The sequence below is a fragment of the Xanthomonas sp. NCPPB 1062 genome, from assembly GCF_041481705.2.
In the GTDB taxonomy this organism is placed as follows: domain Bacteria; phylum Pseudomonadota; class Gammaproteobacteria; order Xanthomonadales; family Xanthomonadaceae; genus Xanthomonas; species Xanthomonas euvesicatoria.
Genome location: NZ_CM192987.1, coordinates 714,010 through 736,751, shown reverse-complemented (window position 1 = coordinate 736,751; position 22,742 = coordinate 714,010). Strand labels below are relative to the sequence as shown.

Below are 22,742 nucleotides of genomic sequence, written 5' to 3'. Positions count from 1 at the left end.
ACCGCGCCACAGCGCCGGCCAACGAGGCCGGCGCCGACGCACACTCAGATCAGCGACGGTTCCAGCGCAGCGGCGCGGCGCAGCTCGGAGGCACGCACCAGCACCTTGGGCGGGTCGAGTTCTTCGGGGATGCAGAAAATACCGGCGCGGCGTAGCGCCATGCCGGTGCGACGCAGCGAGGTCAGCGCCACCACCGGGATCGACAACGCCATGCCGACGATCACAGGCCCCATCCAGGCGGCCAGCGCGGGCGAGACCGCGTAGGCCACCGCGCCCATGAACAGGCCGAACACGGTCAGACCGCCATAGCTGCGAAACAGCGCCGGCCACGACAGCTTGCCGTCGTCGCGCACCTGCGCATCCCAGCCCGAATCCTTGCCCGCCAGCACCTCGAACACACCGCGCGACTGCAGGTACATCACCACCGGCGCCATCAGGGCGGCCAGCACGGTCTCCAGCAGGATGCTCACCGCAGCGCGGAAGGCACCACCGCAGGCGCGCAGTTCGCGCGGGTTGAGCAGCAACGCGATGTAGCCGAGCAGCTTGGGCGCCAGCAACACGAACATGGTGCAGATGAAGATCCAGATCGCATTGCCCTGGCTGCTGCCGTGCCAGTAACGGGCGGGCGAGAACGGCAGGTCGCCGGCCAGATCGATACCGCCGCCGGCCAGCGGAATGCCGATGCCGATCAGCATCAACAGACCCCACATCGGCGCGGTGAAGTAATGCCCGATGCCGATCAGCATGTGCATGCGGCTGATCCAGTGCAGGCCCTTGGCGCTCACCACCTTGGCGTGCTGCAGGTTGCCCTGGCACCAGCGGCGGTCGCGGATCAGCAGGTCGGTCAGCGTGGGCGGGCCTTCTTCGTAGCTGCCCTGCAGGTACGGCACCATGTGCATGGCCCAGCCGCCGCGCCGCATCAGCGCCGCTTCGACGAAGTCGTGGCTGAGCACATGCCCGCCGAACGGCTTGCGCCCGCGCAGCGACGGCAGGCCGGCGTGATCGGCGAAGGCCTGAGTGCGGATGATGGCGTTATGGCCCCAGTAATTGCTCTCGGCGCCGTGCCACCAGGCCACGCCGAAGGCGATGATCGGCCCGTACACGCGCCCGCCGAACTGCTGCATGCGGGCGAACAGGGTCTGCCCGTTGACCACTGCCGGCAAGGTCTGGATCAGGCCCACGTCCGGGTTGTTTTCCATGCCGGCGACCAGCCGCACGATGGTGTCGCCGGTCATCACGCTATCGGCGTCCAGGATCAGCATCTGCGGGTAGCTGCCGCCGAAGCGACGCACCCAGTCGGCCACATTGCCGGCCTTGCGCGCGGCGTTGTCGGCGCGGCGGCGGTAGAAGATGCGGCCATGCCCGTCGACGCGATCGCAAAGTTCGTTATAGACCAGCTCCTCGGCGCGGCCGATGTGCTCGCGGGTGGTGTCGCTGAGCACGAAGAAATCGAAATGCTCCAACTGGCCGGTCTCGGCGACCGATTCGTAGATGGCCTGCAGGCCGGCCAACAGCCGGCGCGGGTCTTCGTTGTAGGTGGGCATCAGCAACGCGGTGCGCGAACGCAGCGTGGGCAGGGGTTGCTCCGGGTCGATGCCGAGCTTGCGGCCGGCGCGCGCCACCACGGTGACGAAACCAGCCACGGCGCTGGCGAAGGACATGGCGATCCAGGCGAACAGCAACACGAACAGGCCGAGCAGGCAGCCTTCCAGCACGCTGATGCCATCGGGCCACAGCACGCTGAGCATCACCCACACGGCGATGGCGGTGGTGGCGAAGGTGCCGCCGATCAAATAGAAGCGGCGCACGCCGATGCCGGGCGGCGAAGTGCGCTGGTGGCGCACCTGCAGGCTGCCTTCGCGCAGGTTCTGTTCGGGCATCGCCAGCGGTGCTTCCGGCGGCAGCGTGGGCGTGCCGGCATCGAGGGCGGAAACGGGGGGCATTGCAGTCGTTGTCGGGGAAGGGGTCACGGTGCCATCCATCAGGGCTGCCCGTCGCGCGAGGACGACAGTGCGGGCTGACACGGGAGGTCCATCCCCGCCATGCAGTGCGATGTTGCCTGGCACGCGGCCGAGCGGGCGAGCCCGACGGTGTACGACCAAGACGCTCTGAAACCACTCCGATGCACAAGTTCTCCTGGCTGCAATCTCACCTCGCAGCTCATCCTAAAGAATCGACCGTTAAAGGAACGAACGCCGCGTACGGTCTTCGCCCTCCCCCACGAGGACCGCGCGGCAGACTACGCCGCACCGACCGAACGCAACCCCAACAGATTGCAGCCTAGCGCAGACGCTGTCACGGACCGCTGGCCGGGCCATGCTGCCTGACAGCTGCAATTGGTGTGCCATGGCGTGCAATCGGTTGCGGCGACGGGGCGCTGGCGTTGCGCTGCACCGATGCGGTCAGAGGTTGGGGCAAGCGATTGGTTGGCCGCTCTGCATCGCTCAAGGCGCTCTGGAATTCCAGGCATTGCGGTGGTCGGACGTTCTCAAGGCCTGCGGCAGCAGCTTGATTGGTCGAGTATGCGGCGTCCTCGCCGCACCAGACCGTTGCGCGATGCCCGGGAAAGCGGCTCGTCGCACGTGGTTTTGTTTGCTGATGCAACCGCTTGATCGAGGCATCAATGACATCTGCGAGCGCTCGGCGATCCTTAGGCCCGCCGTGTCGCGTGCGCAGTGCCCTCGCCGCTCGCCGGACACGCCGTGAATGCATCTGGGGCGCGATGCGGCATCCATGCCGCCAGCAGCGAGGGCGTTACACAGAACGTTCGCCGCTTGCTGTGACCGACAACAGCAAGCACAAGCCGCGTGGCAGGCAAGGCTTATTCAAACGCGGCATATCGATATGGCACATGCGCCATCGCGCAAGGGCAGCAGCCCTGGTCCTCGCGCAATGACGTTGTGAGCCGTCTTACTTGCGTGCCGCCGCGCTGGCGTCGCGGGTAGCGCGGAACTCCGAATCCTGGCTCCAGTTCGGCCACTGGCGCGAGTCGGCCAGCTGCTGGCCCAACGCATACAGCACGCCCAGGTCGCGGGCGGCGCCGGCGAAGGTCCAATCCGGCTTCCATTCGTCGCCTTGCTGGTGATAGCGCTTGGCGGTGTAGTCGTCGGCGGCCGCCTTTCCCGCCGCCACGCCGCCCACTTCCCAATCCTGGCCGGCTGCATACGACAGCGCCGGCACGCCGCGCTTGGCGAACGAGAAATGATCGGAACGGAAGAAATACCCAGCCTGCGGCTTGGGATCGGGCGTGTAACGCAGCTTGGATTGCGCGGCCACGCTCTTCAGTTGATCGAGCAGCTCGAGCTTTGCCGTGCCGTAGATGCCGAAATCGCGCGAGGGCACGAACGGATTCATGCCGTCCATGTTGATCACCGCCACCGTGGTGTCCAGCGGGTACAGCGGCTTGGAGGCGTAGAATTCCGAGCCCAGCAGGCCCTTTTCTTCGGCGGTGACCGCCAGGAAGACCACCGAGCGCTCAGGCGTTGGCCCCTGGGCGAAGCCACGCGCCAGCTCCAGCAGCGCGGCGGTACCGCTGGCATTGTCCAATGCCCCATTGAAGATGGTGTCGCCGCGTGCATCCGGCTTGCCCACGCCGATATGGTCCCAGTGCGCGCTGTAGATCAGCGTCTCGTCCGGATGTTTGCTGCCTTCCAGCCGCGCCACCACGTTGTGCGAGGTGATCACATCGGATTTGACCTGGTAGCTGGCGCTCAAACGTTGGTCCTTGAGCTCGACCGGCTTGAACCCGCGCGTCTGCGCCTGCTTCTTCAAGGTCTCGAAATCCAGCCCGGCGTGCTTGAACAGCTCGGTGGCCAGATCGCGCTGGATCCAGCCTTCCAGCGTGGGATGCGCGCTGCGCGGGTTGTCGCGCAACACGTCGAACATGGTGTTGGTGTTGGAGCTGGCCACCGTGTCCCAGCCATACGAGGCAGGCGCGGTTTCGTGCACCACCAGCACGCCGAGTGCGCCCTGGCGCGCGCCTTCTTCGTACTTATAGGTCCAGCGGCCGTAGTAGGTCATGCCGGTGCCGTCGAAGTCGCCCTTGCCGGTTTCGAAATCCGGGTCGTTGATCAGCACCACCGCGATCTTGCCCTTCAGGTCCACACCCTTGAAATCGTCCCAGTTGCGCTCGGGCGCCTTGACGCCGTAGCCGACGAACACCAGCGGCGCGTTGGCGATCTCCACTTTGGATGAGCCATCCAGCGCGGCACGGATGGCGATTTGCTTGCCTTGGGTCAGCGTTTGCGGCTTGCCCGCGTTCTGCACCGCAATGGTCGGCGTGCCGACGATATCGGCGCGCCGCAACGGCACCGCCTGGGTCCAGCCGCGCTTGCCGTTGGCCAGGTCGCCGCCCGGCTGCAGGCCGGCTTCGGCGAACTGCTCGCTCAGGTAGGCAATGGTCTTTTCTTCGCCGGCAGTGGCCGGGCCGCGGCCTTCATAGGCGTCGGAGGCCAGTTCCTTGACGTCGCGCGAGATGCGCGCGCCATCGAAACTCGGCGTGGCCGCCATCAGTGCGGTCGAGACCGCCATCGCCAGAAGTCCTACGGCAACTCGCTTCATTGCACACCCCGCATCATGGATAGCCCTGGAGTGTAGCCAGCATCGCGTGCAGGCCGATACCTGCGGCTGCGCCGAAGCCTGCGATGCGGGTGCGATGAGTACTGCACAAGCTTCGTGTCTGCATCCACGGCCAAGAGCTCTGGCCTGTTTCAGCGCCGCGCTGGCGCCTAGAACAGATCGATGCTGCCCACTGGTTGCGCAACCTGCTGCAATTGCCCACCGGCAATCAGCTCGGCATAGACCGCCGCGCGATTGCGGCCGTTCTGCTTGGCCCAGTACAGCGCCTTGTCGGCTTCGTCCAGCATTTCGCTGATCAGCCGACCGTGCGTCAGTTCGACGATGCCGGTGCTGAGCGTGACCTGCCCCACCTGCGGGAACAGGTGCTCGGCCACCGCCAGCCGGAATCGCTCGAACAGACTCACGGCCGTGTCGCGGTCCACGCCGCGCAACACGATCACGAACTCTTCGCCGCCGAAGCGGAACAGCAGGTCGTCCTGGCGAAACGCACGCTGCATCAGCTGTGCGACCAGCAGCAGTACCTCATCGCCATACAGATGCCCGAAGGTGTCGTTGACGCGCTTGAAGTGATCGATGTCCACGATGCCCAGCCACACGCCCTGCTCTGCGGCGGAGTCGGCACCACCGGCAAACAGCCGCAGGATCACATCGTCGAAGGTCTTGCGGTTGCGCAGGCCGGTCAGCGCATCGCGCTGGGCGTCGTCGAGCAGGCTGCGGTAGTTCTGGAAGAAGCGCGCAAAGCCCTGCAGCATCGCTTGCTCGGCAACGCCGGGAATACGCGTCCCGCCCACCCGCAGGCAGGTCCGGATGCCGCGCGCTTCCATCATCGGGTAGACCAGCAGGGCGCGGCCGTCTTCGTGCAGCTGCACCACATCGCCCGGCCCATGCACCTCGGCCAGCTGGATGCGCGTGCGCGCATCGTGGATCTCCGCCACCGTCAGCGCCAGCCGGCCATCGTCGCGCAGGCGCGTTTCGGCGATGCTGTTGCTGTCCGGGGCGATGCGCAGCAGCGAAAGTTCTTCGGCCGCGCAGACTTCGCGCACGGTGCGCAACAGGCTCAGATCGAGCAGGTCCGCATCGCGGATGGCGGTCAGGTCCACCATCCGTTCCAGCAACGGTGCGTTGGTCACGGCTGCGCCCTCCGGCGGGCGGACACGAACCCGTCATGCCGGGCTTGGCACGCAGGTACACATCTCGGGCTGAAACCCACTGGCATCACAGCGACGACCGGCAATGAGGATGCCGAATCATCGGCGTCGCCCGCCGGAACTTGAATTCGCTCGCAGCCGCGCTCAGCGCACGGACAGCCCGGGATGACGCGCCGCAGGCGTGCCAGGCGCATTCCATCTCAACGTGAATAACACGCTCTAAGGCAGTGCCGATTCCAGCGCGTCTTCGCCCAAGGCATGCCGCTGCATCAGGCGGCGGCTGCCGGCATTCAGGCCTTTCACCTGCACGTCCAGCCCGTGATGACGCAAACGCTGCACCACCTTGTCCAGTGCCGCCACCGCGGTGATGTCCCAGAAGTGCGCGCGGCCGACATCGATCACCACTGCGCGGCCGGGCACCTCGCGTGCGTCGAAGGCGTCGATGAACACATCGGCCGAGGCGAAGAACACCTGCCCGCGCACGCTGTAGGTGCGCACGCCATCCGCGCCATCGTGATGCGCGATCTGCAGCAACCCGGCCACCTTGAAGGTGAAGAACACCCCGCTCAGCAGCACGCCGACCGCCACACCTGCCGCCAGGTTGTGCGTGAACAATGTGACCGCCACGGTGGCCAGCATCACCACGCTGGAGGTGCGCGGGTGGGTCACCACGGTGCGCAGCGAGCGCCAGTCGAAGGTCTCTGCCGACACCATCACCATGATCGCCACCAGCGCCACCACCGGCACCTGCGACACCCACGGCTTGAGCAGCACCATCAGGATCAGCAGGAACACGCCGGCAAACAACGTGGACAGCCGGCCGCGGCCGCCGTATTTCACGTTGCCCACGGTCTGCCCGATCATGCCGCAGCCGGCGATGCCGCCGAACAGGCTGGCCGCCGCGTTGGCGATGCCCAGGCCGGTGCATTCGCGGTTCTTGTTGCTGGGCGTGTCGGTGAGTTCATCGACCACGCGCGCGGTCATCATCGACTCGAGCAGGCCCACCATGGCAATGGCCAGTGCCGGCAGCGCGATGATGCGCAGCGTCTCCAGCGTCAACGGCACCGCCGGCCATTGCAGGAACGGCAGCGCGTTGGGCAGCTTGCCCAGATCGGCCACCGTCTTGAGCGGCAGATGCAGCGCAGTGCCGGCCACGCTGAGCAGCAGGATGCACAGCAGGGGCGAGGGAATCGCCGACAGCCCCGGCAGGCGCAGACGCGGCAGGCCGTAGATGATGGCCAGGCCTGCGCCCAGCATGACCCAGGTGGTCAGGTTGGCCCCGAGCAGATGCGGCAGTTGCGCTGCGAAGATGAGCACGGCCAGCGCGTTGACGAAACCGGTGCGCACCGAACTGCTGACAAAGCGCATCAGCACGCCCAGGCGCAACAACCCGAACAGGATCTGCACCATGCCAGCGAGCAGGCCGGCGGCCAGCAGATAGGGCAACCCGTGCGCGGCCACCAGCGGTGCAGCCACCAGCGCCACCGAGCCGGCCGCAGCCGAAATCATTGCCGGCCGCCCCCCGCAAAACGCGATCACGATGCCGATCACGAAGGATGCGAACAGGCCCACCTGCGGATCCACCCCGGCGACGAACGCGAATGCAATCACTTCGGGAATCAGCGCAAATGTGGCGACCGCACCGGCCATGAGTTCGCGCGCGGGGGAGGCGCGCCATTGCGCCATTTCGGCACGCAACAAGGACATTGAGGGACACTCCGGGGGACAAAAAGGACAGCCTGCGGACAGCACGCAGCAGCGATAGTGTGCGGGAAAGCGACCTCGCCCGCAGCTTGCGTGTGATCGGTGCGCCACTGCGCTCTTCTGTGGCAGCGGTCACGCCACACGGCGCAGCCGAAGACCAAGATGCCCCCCTCACCGCACTCGGCCGTCGAGTTCGGTCATCCAGGGAGACCATCATGTCCATTTTCAGGACTGCAAGTACGCTCGCATTGGCAACGATGTTAGCGCTCACAGCCGCACCGGCTTTCAGCTATTCGGTCAGCAACAACAAGATCGTCGACGACAACGGCAACGTGGTTCAGCTCAAGGGCGTCAACGTGTTCGGCTTCGAGACCGGCAACCATGTCATGCATGGCCTGTGGGCACGCAACTGGAAGGAGATGATCAACCAGATGCAGGGCCTGGGCTTCAACGCGGTGCGCCTGCCGTTTTGCCCGGCCACGCTGCGTAGCGGCCAGATGCCCAGCAGCATCGACTACAGCCGCAACGCCGATCTGCAGGGCCTGACCTCGCTGCAGATCCTCGACAAGGTGATCAACGAATTCAACGCACGCGGCATGTATGTGCTGCTGGATCACCACACGCCCGATTGCGCGGCGATTTCCGAGCTGTGGTACACCAGTTCATATTCCGAAGCGCAATGGCTGGACGATCTGCGCTTTGTCGCCAACCGCTACAAGAACGTGCCGAGGGTGATCGGCGTGGATCTGAAGAACGAGCCGCACGGCGCCGCGACCTGGGGCACGGGCAACGCCGCCACCGACTGGAACAAGGCCGCCGAGCGCGGTTCTGCCGCCGTGCTTGCGGTGGCGCCGAAGTGGATCATTGCGGTGGAAGGCATCACCGACAACCCGGTGTGTTCGACCAATGGCGGCATCTTCTGGGGTGGCAGCCTGCAGCCGCTGGCCTGCACCCCATTGAACATTCCGGCCAACCGCCTGTTGCTGGCACCGCATGTGTACGGCCCGGACGTGTTCGTGCAGTCGTACTTCAACGACAGCAACTTCCCCAACAACATGCCCGCGATCTGGGACCGCCATTTCGGCCAGTTTGCCGGCAATCACGCATTGCTGCTGGGCGAATTCGGCGGCAAGTACGGCGAAGGCGATGCGCGCGACAAAGTCTGGCAAGACGCACTGGTGAAATACCTGCGTGGCAAGGGCATCAACGAAGGGTTCTATTGGTCGTGGAACCCCAATAGCGGCGATACCGGCGGCATCCTGCGCGACGACTGGATCAGCGTGCGCGAAGACAAGATGACCTTGTTGCGGACGCTGTGGGGAACGGTAAGCAACAGCACACCGACGCCAACGCCGACCCCCACGCCGACACCGACGCCAACCCCGACGCCAAGCGCGGGCTTCAGTACCAAGGTGATCCCGGACAGTAGGTGGAACGGAGGCTACTGCAACCGCGTGCAGGTCACCAATACCGGCACCGCCAGCGGCAACTGGTCGATCTCGCTGACAGTCACCGGCACCGTCAACAACGCCTGGAACGTTACCTGGTCACAGAGCGGCACCACACTCCAGGCCAGCGGCGTGGACTTCAACCGCACGCTGGCGCCCGGCGCCACTGCCGAGTTCGGCTTCTGCGCTGCAGGTTGATGCAATGCGGCGGACACGCAGTGCGTGTCCGCCGTTGCATCGATGGACCAATGCTGATGCTTCCGTAGCAGCGCGCGGGCGCGAGGAACGTTACCGATACGTCTTGTCGCGGCCGGTGCGCTCCAACATTGCATTGGCACGTTGTTGCATCGCCTGAGCGGACGCTGCCGCAGTTAGTATTCAACCTGCATGTGAATCAGCCGCTATCCATGATGTAGCGCCGTGCGCGCGTTCTGGATGTCGTTGTCATGCCTGTTGTTTCCCTCTTGCGTCGTTCTGTTGCCAATCTCCCGCTCACCCGAAAGTTCGTCCTGTTGTGCACGCTATTGACCGTGGGCGTGATCCTGCTGGCGATGGCCGCCGCGCGCCTGCAATATCTGGATCTGGTGGAGGCGCGCAAGCTCAGCGTCAAGACCGAGGTGGAGATGGGCCTGACGGTGATGCAGCACTATGCCGACAAGGTCAAAGCCGGCGAGCTGAGCCTGGAGCAAGCCAAGGAAGCCGCGCGCACCACGCTGGCCGACATGCGCACCAACGACGGGGTGGATTACTTCTTCATCGTCGACCCGCAGATGCGCATCCTGATGCATCCCAAGCGCCCGGTCGGCACCGACATGACCGACTACAAGAGCGATGCCGGGCAATACGTGTATCGCGACATCAAGACCGCCATCGATAGCGGCGACGGCTTCAGCTATTACGACGCGCCCAAGCCGGGCAAGAAGGAACAGCTACCGAAGATCAGCTATGCCAAGACCTTTCCGGCCTGGAACTGGGTGCTGGTGATGGGCGTGTATGCCGAAGACATCCAAGTGCAGGCGTGGGGTTTCACGCGCACCCTGACCTTGATCGGCGGCGCCCTGGTGGCGCTGGTGATCGGGCTGTGCTGGCTGATCGCCTCGGCCATGGCCGCGCCGCTGCGCGCTGCCTCGCGCACTGCCGAAGCCATCGCCTCGGGCCGCTTCGACAACGACATCCGCGTGGAATCGCGCGATGAAACCGGCCAGCTGATGCACAGCATGCAGCAGATGCAGACCCAGCTGCAGCGCTTCAACGGCGAGATGCAGACCATGATCCGCCTGCAGCAGGGCGAGAACATCGCGCACCGCATTCCGGAAGATTTCCCCGGCGATTACGGCACGCTGGCGCACGGCGTCAACACGGTGGTATTCGAACATCTAGATGCCATCAACGAAGCGATGGACGTGATGAGCGACTACGGCCGTGGCGATCTGCGCCGCGACATGCGTCGCCTGCCCGGCCAGCGCGCAGCCTTGCATCAGGCGCTGGATACGGTGAAAGAGAATCTGTCTGCAATCAACAGCGACATCGCGCGCCTGGCCGATGCAGCTGCGCGCGGCGATTTCTCCGCACGTGGCGACCAATCGCATTACCAGTTCGCGTTTGCGGAAATGGTGCAGGCGCTGAACCGGCTGATGCAGCAGGCCGACGCCGGGTTGGACGATGTGGGCCGCATCATGGCCGCGATCGCCGACGGCGACCTGTCGCAGCGCGTGGAGTCGCATTACGAAGGCGCGTTCGGTCGCCTGGCCGATGCAGCCAACCGCACCGCCATCCAATTGACCAGCATCGTGCAGGGCATCCAGCACTCGGCCGAGATGATCAATACCGCGGCAGGCGAGATCGCCAGCGGCAATGCCGACCTGTCCACGCGCACCGAGCATCAGGCAGCGAACCTGGAAGAAACCGCCGCTTCGATGGAAGAACTCACCTCCACCGTGCGCCAGAACGCCGACAACGCGCGCCAGGCCAACCAACTGGTCAAGGGCACCGGCGATGTGGCCGAGAGCGGCGGCCGCGTGGTGCAGGAAGTGGTGAGCACCATGCAGGCGATCACGCAATCGTCGGCGCGTATTTCCGACATCATCGGGGTGATCGACGGCATCGCCTTCCAGACCAACATCCTGGCGCTGAATGCGGCCGTGGAAGCAGCGCGCGCAGGCGAGCAAGGCCGTGGCTTTGCCGTGGTCGCCACCGAAGTGCGCGCCCTGGCGCAGCGCTCGGCCGGTGCTGCCAAGGAAATCAAGCAGCTGATTTCCGATTCGGTAGAAAAAGTGGCGCAAGGCTCGGAGCTGGTGCAACAGGCCGGCAGCACCATGACCGAGGTGGTCAGCTCGGTGAAGCGCGTGACCGACATCATGGCCGAGATCACCGCGGCCAGCACCGAACAAAGCGCCGGCATCGAACAGGTCAGCACCACGGTGATGCAACTGGACGAAATGACCCAGCAAAACGCCGCATTGGTGGAAGAAGCCACCGCGGCGGCGCGCAGCATGGAAGACCAGGCGGCAGACCTGACCCACGCCGTGGCAGTGTTCCGGCTGACATCGGCTGCCGGCCAGCCGCAGGCACGTAGCGCAGCGAACGCGCCTGCCGCTACGAAGCCGGCGGCCGCCAGTCAGGCTGCGCAGGACCACAGGCTGCGTGCATGAGCGATGTCGCCTGCCACGCACACGAGCGCTCGCTCCTGTGCGGCAGGCGATGTCGGTCGCAGGTGCAGCGATGACGGCGACTGATGATGGTTTGGGATCGTGACAAGGACACCGCCATCTGCCATGCGTCCGCGTCAGGGTCCGCCGCAATCGCGGGCCGAACCACCATCGCCAGCTTGCGCGAAGCGATGGCGCGTTGCTGGAAAGCGATTGAACCGAGCGCCTGAGCGCCACAACCGCGGCGCGCAACGTGCCGGGGTTAGAACGGCTAAAAAGCATAGTGAGCAGCCGTCAGGTGGGCGCGGACGACGCGCTCAGAACCGCAGCGTACGCGTGGTACATGCCGATTCCGAGCACCGGCCGCGCCTGCCTGGCGGCTGCGCAGTCGTGTTGTTAGCTGCGCTTGGTCTCGGCGCGCTCTATCGCGCATTACCCAGGCAAGGACGCGCATCGTTGCCTTTGCAACGCGAGCGCGGCGCCTTTCTGGCGAGGCTTTACCACGCGATAGCCGAACCACGTCTGCAATCTGTGTGCGCTGCGTCGTCCAAACTTGCTTGACGACTGCCGGTAACTTTTTAGCTGCCACGCTGACCCTATGCCCGCTGTCACGCTGTCACGCTGTCACGCTGGCTGTTTGCGGTTTGCTGTTTGCGTTTGCACCCAGCAGCAGACATCCGCAGCTTCCGGCAGTGCGCATGCGCTGCGCTGCACCCTCGACACACCACGCCTAAGATCGAGGCGCTTGCCTATCTGGCTGCCGCGCGCGCTTGGCTGCATACATCGCCTCGTCAGCGGCATGCATCAAACTGGACGCCTCGGCCTGTGCGCCGTGTTGCCAGGCCACACCGATGCTGGGCTGGATCGGCAGATGCTCATCGCCAAACGTGGCGCCTTCTGCGGCAAGCGTGCGGATACGCTCTGCCACCGCGGCGCATTCGGCCTGCGCATCTTCCAACCCGTCCAGCAACACGACGAATTCGTCGCCGGCCAGACGCGCCACCAGATAGCGCTCGCCTGCCGCGCGTTGCAGGCAGCTGCCGAACGCCACCAGCACCGCATCGCCGGCACGGTGTCCGTGGACATCGTTGATGCGCTTGAAGCCGTCCAGATCCAGGAACATCACGGCCACCGCGCGTTGCTGCTGTTGCGCCTGCGCAACCGCCACCAGCAGCGCTTCGGACCATGCGTGCCGGTTCGGCAGGCCGGTCAAGGCATCGCGGGTGGCGCGCTCGTGCATCAGGCGGTGCAGGGTCTTGTGCGCAGTGACATCGTGCGCCATCAGGAAAAAGCCCTGGGTGGGCGTGGCAGTCTGCGTTTCGGGCACCAGGGTGACTTCCACATCGCGCGGCGTGCTGCCGCCCAGGACATGTTCGAAACTGGCGCGCTGCCCGGCCACCACCTGTGCCAGCGCAGCGCGCGCGGCGGTGCTGAGGTCTTCGCCCAGGACTTCGGTAATGTGGCGACCGACCAGGCTGGCAGGCTCCACGCCCAGCCAGTGGCGATGCGCTTCATTGGCGAACAGGTAGCGCTGCCCGGCATCGAACTGGGCCACCAGGGTGGGCGTGGCGTCGCTGATCGCGCGCAGGCGCGCTTCGCTTTCGGCCAGCCGCTCGGCGGCCACGTGGCGCTCGGTCACGTCCTGGATCTGCGAAACGAAATGCACCGGCGCACCGCTGCTATCGCGCACCAGCGACACCGACAGCTGCGCCCAGATCACCGCGCCGTGCTGGCTGATGTAGCGCTTGGCCAGGCTGTAACTGTCGCGTTTTCCGTCGATCAGGTCCTGGACCAATTGCAGGTCCATCTGCAGATCGTCGGGATGGGTGATCTGCTGGAAGGTGGTGCGCAGCAATTGCTCGCGCGAATAGCCCAGGATGCCGCACAGCGCCGGATTGACGTCGCGCCACTCACCTTCCAGCGACACGATGGCCATGCCTTGTGGCGCGGTTTCGAATGCGCCGGTGAACCGTTCGGCGGCCAGCTGCGCGGCCGCTTGCGCCTGCAATTCGGCAGTGACGTCGATGGCCATCGCCAGATACCCGGCCAGGCCCTGCTGCGCATCGTGGATCACGTTGAAACACAGGCGCACGCGACGCAGATCGCCGTCCTTGCGTACCAGCGTCCAGAGTTCTTCGGCCAGCACATCGCCAGCCGCGGCCGCAGCCAGTTTCAGGTACGAAGGGGGCGACAACGCCAGCGTCGCCATGTGCCGCTCCAGTTCGGCCGGCAGATGGAACTGCGCCGGGCAGGTGCCCAGCACCTCGTCGGCACGGTAACCGAGCAGGCGCTCGGCGCCGGGATTGAAGAGTTCCAGACGGCCCTGCGGGTCGAATGCCATGATGGCCACGTCCTGCGAGGCGTCCACCAGAGCCTGCAGGCGCGCGCGTTCGCCGGCCAGTGCGGCCGAGGCATCCTTGAGCTGGGTGATGTCGTGCATCACGCACACCGCGCCCAACGCCGTGCCCTTGTCGCCGACCACCGGGTCCGCATTGCAGAGCACGCTGCGCGGCGGCTGGTTGGTGGCGCGAATGACCAGTTCGGCATTGCGCACGTGTTCGCCACGCCAGGCACGTAGCAGCGGGATTTCCTCGGTGGGCAGCAGGCTGTTGCCATCGGCGGTGTACAGGTCGAAGTGCAGCGCCCACTGCGCCGGCGGCAGCACGCGCGGGTCGGTGCCATGCCATTGCCGGGCGGCGTGATTGAACTCGCGCAGCAAGCCGTCGGTGCCGCACGCCACCACGCCGTCGGGCATGGCTTCCAGCAACATGCTCAAGGTCTGCCGCTGCGCCTGCGCGTCCAGCCGGTCGCGCCGCGCTTCCAGCTGTTTGGCGGCCTGGCGGGCGAGACGGATCAGGGCCTGTTTCTGGCTGTCCTCGAGCATGCGCGGCTGGGTGCTGAGCGTGCACAAGGTGCCGTAGGCGTAGCCTTCGCGCCCGATCAACGGCACCCCGACATACGAGCGCACGCCGCGGGCAGCGATCACCAGCGGGTTGTTGACGAAGCGCGGGTCGGCTTCGGCATCGGGCACTTCCATCAACTCGGTGCCCATGATCGCGTGGGCGCAAAACGAGGCGCTGCGCGGGGTGCCTTCCAGATCGGTGCCGCAACGCGCCTTGAACCACTGGCGGTCGGCATCCAGCAGCGACACCAGCGCCATCGTGGCGCCGCTGACGTGTGCAGCCAGCCAGGCGATATCGTCGAATTCGGCCTCGGCCTCGGTGTCCAGCACGCCCAGCCGGCGCACCGCCTCCACGCGCAGGGCGTCATCGACGGGCATCGGCACGGGCGGCAACAGGACGGTCATGGCGTGATCGGCAGGCGGCGTCTGGTCAGGATAGGTCGCCCCAGGTAACGGCGAGGCGACGAGCAACTTGAGTCGTGGCGCTGGCGCTCGCCTGGCCGTCGTGCCGTGGCAATGCGCCGCGCGAGCGACGCGCCGGCGCCCGGCTCCTGCCCGGCACCGAACGCGGTGAGCCGCCAGGCTGGCCCCTGCCGATCCGCATTTGCCCCGCCGCCAAGCAGCCACTACCCTCGGCCGATTGCCCTGTCCTGGAGTGTCACATGCTGCGTCCGCTGTCCCTGTTGATCGCCGGTGTGCTTGGCGTCGCTGCCGGTTCCGTTGCCCCCGCCGTTGCTGCCGCCCCGGCCAGCCTGTCCAAGAGCGCGGCCAGCAGCGCCATTCCCGATATCGCCTATACCCGCTTCACCCTGCCCAACGGCCTGACCGTGGTGGTGCACGAAGACCACAAGGCGCCGGTGGTGGCGGTGAGCATCTGGTACCACATCGGCTCCGGCGACGAGCCGGCCGGCAAGACCGGCTTTGCCCACCTGTTCGAGCACCTGATGTTCTCCGGCTCGGAAAACAACAAGGGCAGCTTCTTCGCGCCGCTGGAAAAGGTCGGCACCACCGACATGAACGGCACCACCTGGTTCGACCGCACCAACTATTTCGAGACCGTGCCGACCACCGCGCTGGATACCGCACTGTGGCTGGAATCGGACCGCATGGGCCACCTGCTCGGTGCGATCGGCCAGCAGGAACTCGATACCCAGCGCGGCGTGGTGCAGAACGAAAAGCGCCAGGGCGAGAACCGCCCGTATGGCCGCGTGGACCAGAACATCCTGTCCAACCTGTTCCCGGCCAACCATCCCTACCAGCACGACACCATCGGCTCGATGGAAGACCTGGACGCGGCCTCGCTGGCCGACGTCAAACAGTGGTTCAACGACAACTACGGCGCCGCCAACACCACCCTGGTACTGGCCGGCGACATCACCGTGGCGCAGGCGCGCGCCAAGGCCTTGCAGTACTTCGGCGATATCCCGTCCGGCAAGCCGGTGGCGCGCCAGCAGCCGTGGGTGACCCCGCTGGCGGCGCAGAAGCGCGGCGTGCAGCACGACCATGTCTCGCAGCCGCGCATCTACCGCACCTGGGCCGCACCGCAACTGGGCACCGACGACCTCATCCAGCTGGATCTGGCCACCACCGTGCTCGGCGGCGGCAAGACCTCGCGGCTGTATCAGCGCCTGGTCTATCAGGACAATCTGGTGGACGACGTCTCCGCCTCGGTGCAGCCGTTCGCGCTGTCCAGCCAGGTACAGATCCAGGCCGACGTGAAGGACGGCGTGGACCCGGCCAAGGTCGAGGCAATCATCGACGAAGAACTTAAGAAATTCATCGCCCAGGGCCCCACCGCCGACGAACTGCAGCGCGCGCAGGTGGCCTACCGCGCCGGCTTCGTGCGCGGGCTGGAAAAGGTCGGCGGCTTCACCGGCAAGGCGGTGATCCTGGCCGAGGGCCAGGTCTATCGCGGCGACCCCGGCGCCTACAAGAAAGATCTGCAGCGCGCCCAGGCCGCCACCGCCGACAGCGTCAAGCAGGCCTCGGCCACCTGGTTCGGCAAGGGCGATTACCTGCTGACCGTGCTGCCGGCCGGCAAGGACTTCGACCCGGCCGCCGAAGACAAGGCGGTGGTGGCACGTGGCGAAGAACCCGGCAAGCCGGCGCCCAAGCTGCCGGCCGCGGGCACGTTCAAGGTCACCGCCTCCACGCTGGACCGCAGCAAGGGCGTGCCGCAGACCGATCGATTCCCGGACCTGAGCTTTCCGAAGCTGCAGCGCGGCAAGTTGAAGAACGGCATCGAGGTGATCCTGGCCGAACGCCACACCATCCCGGTCACCCAGGTGGAGTTGCTGTTCGACGCCGGCTACGCCGCCGACCAGGGCCACAAGCTCGGCACCGCCAGCTTCAGTGCCGCGCTGATGAACGAGAGCACCACAGCACTGGATTCGGTGGAAGTGGCGCAGCGCCGCCAGCGCCTGGGCGCGATCACGGCGGTCGGCTGCGATCTGGACAGCTGCAGCGCCTCGCTGGATGCGCTCAACGACCAGCTGCAGCCCTCGCTGCAGCTGTTCTCCGACATCGTGCGCAACCCGGCATTCAAGGCCGCCGACATCGAACGCGTCCGCGGCCAGTGGCTGTCCGGCATTGCCCAGGAAAAGACCCAGCCCAACAGCCTGGCGCTGCGGGCGTTGCCGCCGTTGCTGTTCGGCAACCAGCACCCGTACGGCATCCCGCTCACCGGTAGCGGGACCGAGGCGGCGATCAAGAGCCTCAATGCGCAGGATCTGCAGAATTTCCACAGCCAGTGGCTGCGCCCGGACAACCTGCGCATCCTGGTGGCCGGCGATACCACGCTGGCGCAGATCATTCCCCAGCTCGATGCCGCCTTCGGCGACTGGAAGGCCCCGACCACGGCATTGCCGAAGAAGAACCTGGCCAACGTCGCCGCCCAGCCCAAGCCGCGCGTGTACCTGATCAACCGCCCGGACGCACCGCAATCGGTGATTCTGGCCGGCTTGCTGGCTCCGTCCACCAAGGCGCCGGACAACCTGGCGATCGGCGTGGCCAATGGCGCCTTCGGCGGCACCTTCACCTCGCGCCTGAACATGAACCTGCGCGAGAACAAGCGCTGGGCCTATGGCGCCGGCACCCGCATGATGGACGCGCAGGGCCAGCGGCCATATCTGTTCTCGGCACCGGTGCAGACCGACAAGACCGCCGAATCGGCCAACGAGATCTTCAAGGAAGCCACCGCCATCATCGGCGACAAGCCGCTGACCAGCGAGGAAATCGAGAAGATCAAGAACCAGCGCATCCGCGCCCTGCCCGGCAGCTTCGAAACCACCGGTGCGGTGCTCGGTGCGATCGAAGGCATCGTGCAGTTCGACCGCCCCGACGACTACGTGCAGACGCTCAAGCCGCGCCTGGAAGCGATCGACCAGCCGGCCGCGCAAAAGGCCATCAAGGAAATCATCAAGCCGGAGGCGATGACCTGGGTGATCGTCGGCGACCTGAAGAAGATCGAAGCCCCGGTGCGTGCACTCAAGCTGGGCCAAGTGCAGGTGCTGGACGTGGACGGCAAGCCGGTCAAGCGCTGATCGCACCTGCGACACCGGCTGCGCTGCTGCATGCAGCGTGGCCGGTGCCGGCGGGGTATGGTGATGCAGCGTGTGGTTGTCTGCCGCGTCAGTCGTTGCCCGAACGAGCGTCGCCACCGCGAGTGTTCCCGCGTGGTTGTGGCGCGACAGCACCAGGGGCACATGCACTGCTGCCCTGTGATCGCGGCCTGCAGGCGTGCTCGACAGCAGCAGGGATACGGCAGAGTGCCTGTCATGCGCTGTGCTGTTGAAGCAGCGATCGCACTGGCTCGCCACTGCCGGGTGGGCCCGTATGCCGCTGTGTGCAATCTTGCTGCAGACGGCCCGGGCGAAACCTCGCCAGAGCGGGCGGTACACCCAGCACATGTCGAACACCTCGCCTGTAGCGAGTGCGCCATGGCAGCCCTGCCCGCTCGGCACGCAACCACGACACGTGCGGTCGTTGTCGGCATGCGGTGTTGGTGTCTCACGCTGCGCGCTCCGCGGGGCGGCATCCACGCCACGTTACCGGCGCTGCCGGTATGCTTGCGGCTTTCGCGTTCGCGCTTGCCTGGCTTATTCGATGAAAGACATGCCCGTGGCTGACGAATCCTCTCGCCAACACGTCCTGGATGGCTATCGCATCGTCGACAGCCTGCCGGAGGACACCTATCAAGACGTCGTGCAGGTTGCCGCGTCCCTGTGCGACACACCGATCGCGCTGATGTCGCTGGTGGACCGCGACCGCCAATGGTTCAAGGCGCGGCTGGGGCTGGGCCTGCAGCAGACCGAACGTAGCCAGGCAGTGTGCGACCACGCCATCCGCAGCCCCGATCAGTTGATGGAAGTACCCGACTTGCGCAAGGACAGCCGGTTTGCCGATATCTCGGTGGTCACCGGCGACACCGGCGCGCGGTTCTATGCCGGCATGCCGCTGGTCACCGAAGAAGGCGTTGCACTGGGCACGGTCTGCGTGCTCGACACCGAGCCACGCACGCTCACCGAGTTGCAGCGCACCGGCCTGCAGGCGCTTGCACGGGTGGCCATGCGCCTGCTCGACGAGCGCAAGCGCGAGCTGCAACTGGAGCGCGATGCCATCCTGCAGCCGGTCGTCCCGGTCGCCAGCCAGGCCGTTGCCGACACGGGTTATCACCTGGTGATTCTGGAAGTGCAGGAATTGGCCGCACTGGCCGAGCGCCAGAGCGAACGTCTGCTCGGGCGCAACCTGCAGCAGCTCGACCAGGCCTTCGCGGCATTGGTGCAGGGGCCAGGCAACAGCATCGACCGCGTCACCGACAGTGCGGAATTCATCGCCGTGCTGCGCGGCCCCGACGCCGAGCGCACCTTGCAGAGCCTGCGCGAGATCGCCCAGCAACAACATGCGCTGGGCCTGACCGTCTTGTTGGGCCAAGCGCAATCCACTGCCCCGGACGAGCCGATCGGCCAGGTGTTCCTACGTGCCGAGGTCGCGCTGAGTGCAGAAAAGGACCGTTACCGGCAGAGTCTGGCCTGAGGCCTGCGAACCGGTCTGCTGCGTCGCAGACGTACCCTCACCCCAGCGCGCACTGCTTCAACTGGCGATCGGCGTACCACAGCGCGCGGCGGGCCAGGTCGTAGGCGCTGTCGGCCTGACGCGGCAACATCTGTGCGGCCATCACCGGGTCGGCGCCGTTGTTCAAGGCGTGCTCGGCGCGTTCCAGATCCGACAGGTGCGTGCGTACCGGCGACAACAGCGATGTGCGCCTGGAGGCATCGCAACGCGCACTGCGCTGTTCCAGCGCCGCCAATGCCTCGCGGATGCGACGGCTGGCTTCACCCTTGAGGTCGGGCAGCGTTTCATGCGCAATCGGCGCCGATTTATAGGCATCGCCCGTCGCCTCGCTGCCCATCTCGGCCTGATTGCCGGCAAGCGCGGGATTGAAGCGCACATCCGGCGGCGGCCGCGCCTTGGCAACCTGGGTCTGCGGCCCGTTGAGCATGTCGTTGAACTTCTTCATGCCGCGATTCATTTCCTGCACCGCCACATCGCCCAGGGTGCCATCGCTCTTCCAGTCCTTGGCGAAGCGGGTTTGCTGGTACTGCACCGGGTTGACCCGCTCCATGATCTTGCGCGCCTTGGCCTGCGCGCGTTCGTCGGCCATCCCCGGCGGCACCGCACTGCCGGTCTGCGCCATGGGGTCCACCTGCGCCATGCGCAGGCGCCCGTCACGGGTATACAGCTGGGCCGACATCGAATCGCTGGCAGGGGCAGTGGCGGCGGCCGGCTGCCGCGGCGGTGGCGGCGTGTGCGTGGCCGGCGGCGTCGCACGCGCGGCCGATGCGACGCGCGGTTTGCGCTCGGGCTCCTGCGGCGGTTGCTGCGGTGCCGGCGGCGTCTGTTGCGGCCGCGGCACGAAATACACCTGCAACGTGTCCTCGTGTTGCGCGGTTTCGCGCGGCGGCGGCATGTACAGCAACAGGCAGGCAAGAAAGAACAGGATGGCGCCCGTGCATGCGACAGCGGCGACATGCGGGACAAGCGCTTCCTTCCTGCGGGTAATCACAATGCGGGAGACCGATGAGATGAGAGTGCCGATGCCGCACACGGCGAACCCTGGTGTGCGACGCGCAAATCTAGCCGGCGCCGCGCCGGCGCGCGTTTGGAATTCGTTGTTTGGCCAGGCAGGGCCAGCCGCCATTCACATTGCGCCGCAGGTTGCGCAAGCGAATTGCCAGTGCGCCACGGGCCAAACAGCGGGCGCGCCGCTGTCGACACCAGCATCCGAAAACAGGCAAGGCACATCGCCGGCCATGCGATGCGCAGGCCAACCGCCAGCACCGCGAAAAACTGCGCACCCGGCGACGCCCAACCGCGCAGTGCATCTGCCCGAACGCTGTTGCACCGGTACGCCAGCGCTCCCACCGAAGACGCATCGCCGTCCGCTCATTGGCAAGCCAACGACAGGCGCACGCATGTGTCGGCCAGTGCGGTCTGGTGCTGAGTGACCGCAATCCGTCGGCAGGCCTTACCCGATCCGCCCGCCGCTTTCCCGGCCGCGGCGCGGCGCAGCTCAGGCCTCGTCGGCGCGGTACAGACGCTGGCAGACCTCGCAGAAAAACGCGCGACGCCCGGCCTTGCCCAGATGCTTGCGGTACTGCAGCGGCGCGCCGTCGCGCGGGCAACTGGTCTTGGTGTGCACCTGATAATGCTTCTTCAGCACGAAGGCTTTTTTCCAGGTGTAGAAGTCGAAACTGTAGTCGCGTGCCTGGGTGACCAGTTCGCCCAGCTTGCGCGCCGGTAGTGCGCCCACGGTGCTTTCCGGATGCACGCGGATACGATGCAGCACCTCGTTCTTGATGATGTTGCCCACGCCGGCAAAGATAGTCTGGTCGAGCAGTGCATCGGCCGCCAGCAGTGCCGGCGCGGCGCGTAATTTGCGGCGTGCCTGCGCGGGGTCCCAGAGCGGGTTCATCACATCCGCCGTCCAGTCGTAGACCTCGTCCAGCGGGCGCTCGATGAACTGCACCGAGCAGGCATAAAAGTTCAGCCGCTGGCCGTTGGAAAATTCCAGGCACAAGCGCGGCACCGCGTTGGGCTTGTCTTCGTTGATGCGGTAGCTGCCGAACAGCAGGAAATGGATGCGCACGCTGAAGTGCGCAAATTCGATCAGGAAGTGTTTGCCCCAGCTGCGCAGTGCCAGCACTTTTTGCTGGTCCAGACGGGCGATGTCCTGCTTGCTATTGCCGGACACGCGCACGATCTTGCGACCGACAAACGCTTGGGTATCTTCGCGCAGGATGACAAGTGAGGGACCTTCTGGCATGCGCCCAGTATCGAAGCGCTGCGTGATTCGCCCGTGATCGCGATGCACACGACATCCTGACGCACGCGCATGCATAGAGTGCTGCCACCCTCCGCTTGCCTGCCATGCCAGCTCGTCCATCCGGTGCCATTGCACGTGTGCGTTGTGGTTGCGCGGGCTGGTCGATTCCTGCCGCCGACCGTGCACAGTTCGGCGAGGGCGCCAGCGTGTTGCAGCGCTACGCCACGCGTTTTGACGCGGTGGAAATCAATTCCTCGTTCTATCGCCCGCATCGCGCCAGCACCTACGCACGATGGGCCGACAGCGTACCGGAGGACTTTCGTTTTTCGGTCAAGCTGCCGCGCAGCATCAGCCACGACGCGCGCCTGCACGGCACCGGGCCGCTGCTGGATGCCTTCCTGGCGCAGGCCGGCGCGTTGGGAACACGACTGGGCTGCCTGCTGCTGCAACTGCCGCCCAGCGCGGCCTTCGATGCCGCGGTGGCCTCGCGGTTTTTCGCGATGCTGCGCCGGCGCTGGGACGGCGGCGTGGTCTGCGAACCACGCCACGCCAGTTGGTTCGCCGCACCTGCGCAGGCGCTGCTGGCACGCCATCGCATTGCACGCTGCGCCGCCGACCCGGCGCCGGTGCCCGCGGCCTCCCTCCCGAGCCTGGCTGCTGCGCCGCTTTACTGGCGCTGGCATGGCGCCCCGCGTATCTACTACAGCAGCTACGCGCACACCGCACTGCAGGCGCTGGCCGCCACGGTGCGCGCCAGCCACCCGGATAGCACGCCGCCACCGCCCGAACGCTGGGTGATCTTCGACAACACCGCAGCCGGGTGCGCCACCTCCAATGCGCTGGAATTACAGCGCCTGCTGAAGAACGAGCGCTAGCGCAAGCGGGCAGGTGGCGGTCTTCCGGCACGTCACTGGCGCGCATCTTGCAGCAGCCAGACTGCAGGGATGCCGGCGCGCCACCATTCAAGCTGCCTGAGTGCCGCGCCGATAT

12 protein-coding genes and 1 other RNA gene are annotated in these 22,742 nt (G+C 66.1%); 5 read left to right on the top strand and 8 right to left on the bottom strand.

The genetic code is table 11. The annotated features are described in order from the left end of the window. Positions 1-44: 44 nt before the first annotated feature. The 4 genes from mdoH to ACCQ16_RS03150 all read right to left on the bottom strand — a co-directional run bounded on the left by mdoH (position 45) and on the right by ACCQ16_RS03150 (position 7,433). Positions 45-1,943, bottom strand: coding sequence for a glucans biosynthesis glucosyltransferase MdoH (gene mdoH, locus ACCQ16_RS03165; protein ID WP_008574349.1), 1,899 nt, complete (start codon positions 1,941-1,943; stop codon positions 45-47). Positions 1,944-2,910: 967 nt separating this feature from the next. Beyond that, positions 2,911-4,560 (bottom strand): M28 family metallopeptidase, encoded by a 1,650-nt coding sequence (locus ACCQ16_RS03160; RefSeq protein WP_277573312.1) that lies wholly within the window; start codon positions 4,558-4,560, stop codon positions 2,911-2,913. 167 nt (positions 4,561-4,727) lie between these two features. Further along, positions 4,728-5,708, bottom strand: coding sequence for a GGDEF domain-containing protein (locus ACCQ16_RS03155; RefSeq protein WP_011346297.1), 981 nt, complete (start codon positions 5,706-5,708; stop codon positions 4,728-4,730). Positions 5,709-5,945: 237 nt separating this feature from the next. Next, positions 5,946-7,433, bottom strand: coding sequence for a SulP family inorganic anion transporter (locus tag ACCQ16_RS03150; protein WP_014089296.1), 1,488 nt, complete (start codon positions 7,431-7,433; stop codon positions 5,946-5,948). A gap of 212 nt (positions 7,434-7,645) precedes the next feature. Here ACCQ16_RS03150 and ACCQ16_RS03145 point away from each other — a divergent pair, with 212 nt between their 5' ends. Both ACCQ16_RS03145 and ACCQ16_RS03140 read left to right on the top strand, forming a co-directional pair. Then, positions 7,646-9,076, top strand: a complete 1,431-nt coding sequence (locus tag ACCQ16_RS03145) for a cellulase family glycosylhydrolase (RefSeq protein WP_039416984.1) — start codon at positions 7,646-7,648, stop codon at positions 9,074-9,076. A 266-nt stretch (positions 9,077-9,342) separates the two neighbouring features. Continuing rightward, positions 9,343-11,529, top strand: a complete 2,187-nt coding sequence (locus tag ACCQ16_RS03140; RefSeq protein ID WP_218559342.1) for a methyl-accepting chemotaxis protein — start codon at positions 9,343-9,345, stop codon at positions 11,527-11,529. Between the two features lie 266 nt (positions 11,530-11,795). Here the strand turns inward: ACCQ16_RS03140 and ACCQ16_RS03135 are convergent. Both ACCQ16_RS03135 and ACCQ16_RS03130 read right to left on the bottom strand, forming a co-directional pair. Beyond that, a non-coding RNA gene (locus tag ACCQ16_RS03135) (sX9 sRNA) lies at positions 11,796-11,871 on the bottom strand. 385 nt (positions 11,872-12,256) lie between these two features. Next, on the bottom strand, positions 12,257-14,833 hold the full coding sequence (locus ACCQ16_RS03130; RefSeq protein ID WP_277573311.1) for a PAS domain S-box protein: 2,577 nt from the start codon (positions 14,831-14,833) through the stop codon (positions 12,257-12,259). Between the two features lie 257 nt (positions 14,834-15,090). Between ACCQ16_RS03130 and ACCQ16_RS03125 the strand changes: the two genes are divergently transcribed. Further along, complete coding sequence (locus ACCQ16_RS03125; protein WP_218195982.1) at positions 15,091-17,970, top strand: M16 family metallopeptidase; 2,880 nt, start codon at positions 15,091-15,093, stop codon at positions 17,968-17,970. 562 nt (positions 17,971-18,532) lie between these two features. After that, the gene (locus ACCQ16_RS03120; RefSeq protein WP_008577841.1) at positions 18,533-19,462 is read left to right on the top strand and encodes a GAF domain-containing protein; all 930 of its coding nucleotides are present in this window, start codon (positions 18,533-18,535) and stop codon (positions 19,460-19,462) included. Positions 19,463-19,499: 37 nt separating this feature from the next. On the opposite strand, the gene ACCQ16_RS03115 is transcribed toward ACCQ16_RS03120, so the two are convergent. Both ACCQ16_RS03115 and ACCQ16_RS03110 read right to left on the bottom strand, forming a co-directional pair. Beyond that, a complete protein-coding gene (locus ACCQ16_RS03115) occupies positions 19,500-20,405 on the bottom strand; it encodes a hypothetical protein (RefSeq protein ID WP_170922840.1) in 906 nt (301 codons plus the stop codon). 594 nt (positions 20,406-20,999) lie between these two features. Further along, positions 21,000-21,752: a DNA-formamidopyrimidine glycosylase family protein gene (locus ACCQ16_RS03110; protein ID WP_008577537.1), complete on the bottom strand. Its 753-nt coding sequence runs from the start codon at positions 21,750-21,752 to the stop codon at positions 21,000-21,002. A gap of 104 nt (positions 21,753-21,856) precedes the next feature. On the opposite strand from ACCQ16_RS03110, the gene ACCQ16_RS03105 reads away from it, so the two are divergent. Further along, positions 21,857-22,627, top strand: a complete 771-nt coding sequence (locus tag ACCQ16_RS03105; RefSeq protein ID WP_014089288.1) for a DUF72 domain-containing protein — start codon at positions 21,857-21,859, stop codon at positions 22,625-22,627. Positions 22,628-22,742 lie beyond the last annotated feature (115 nt).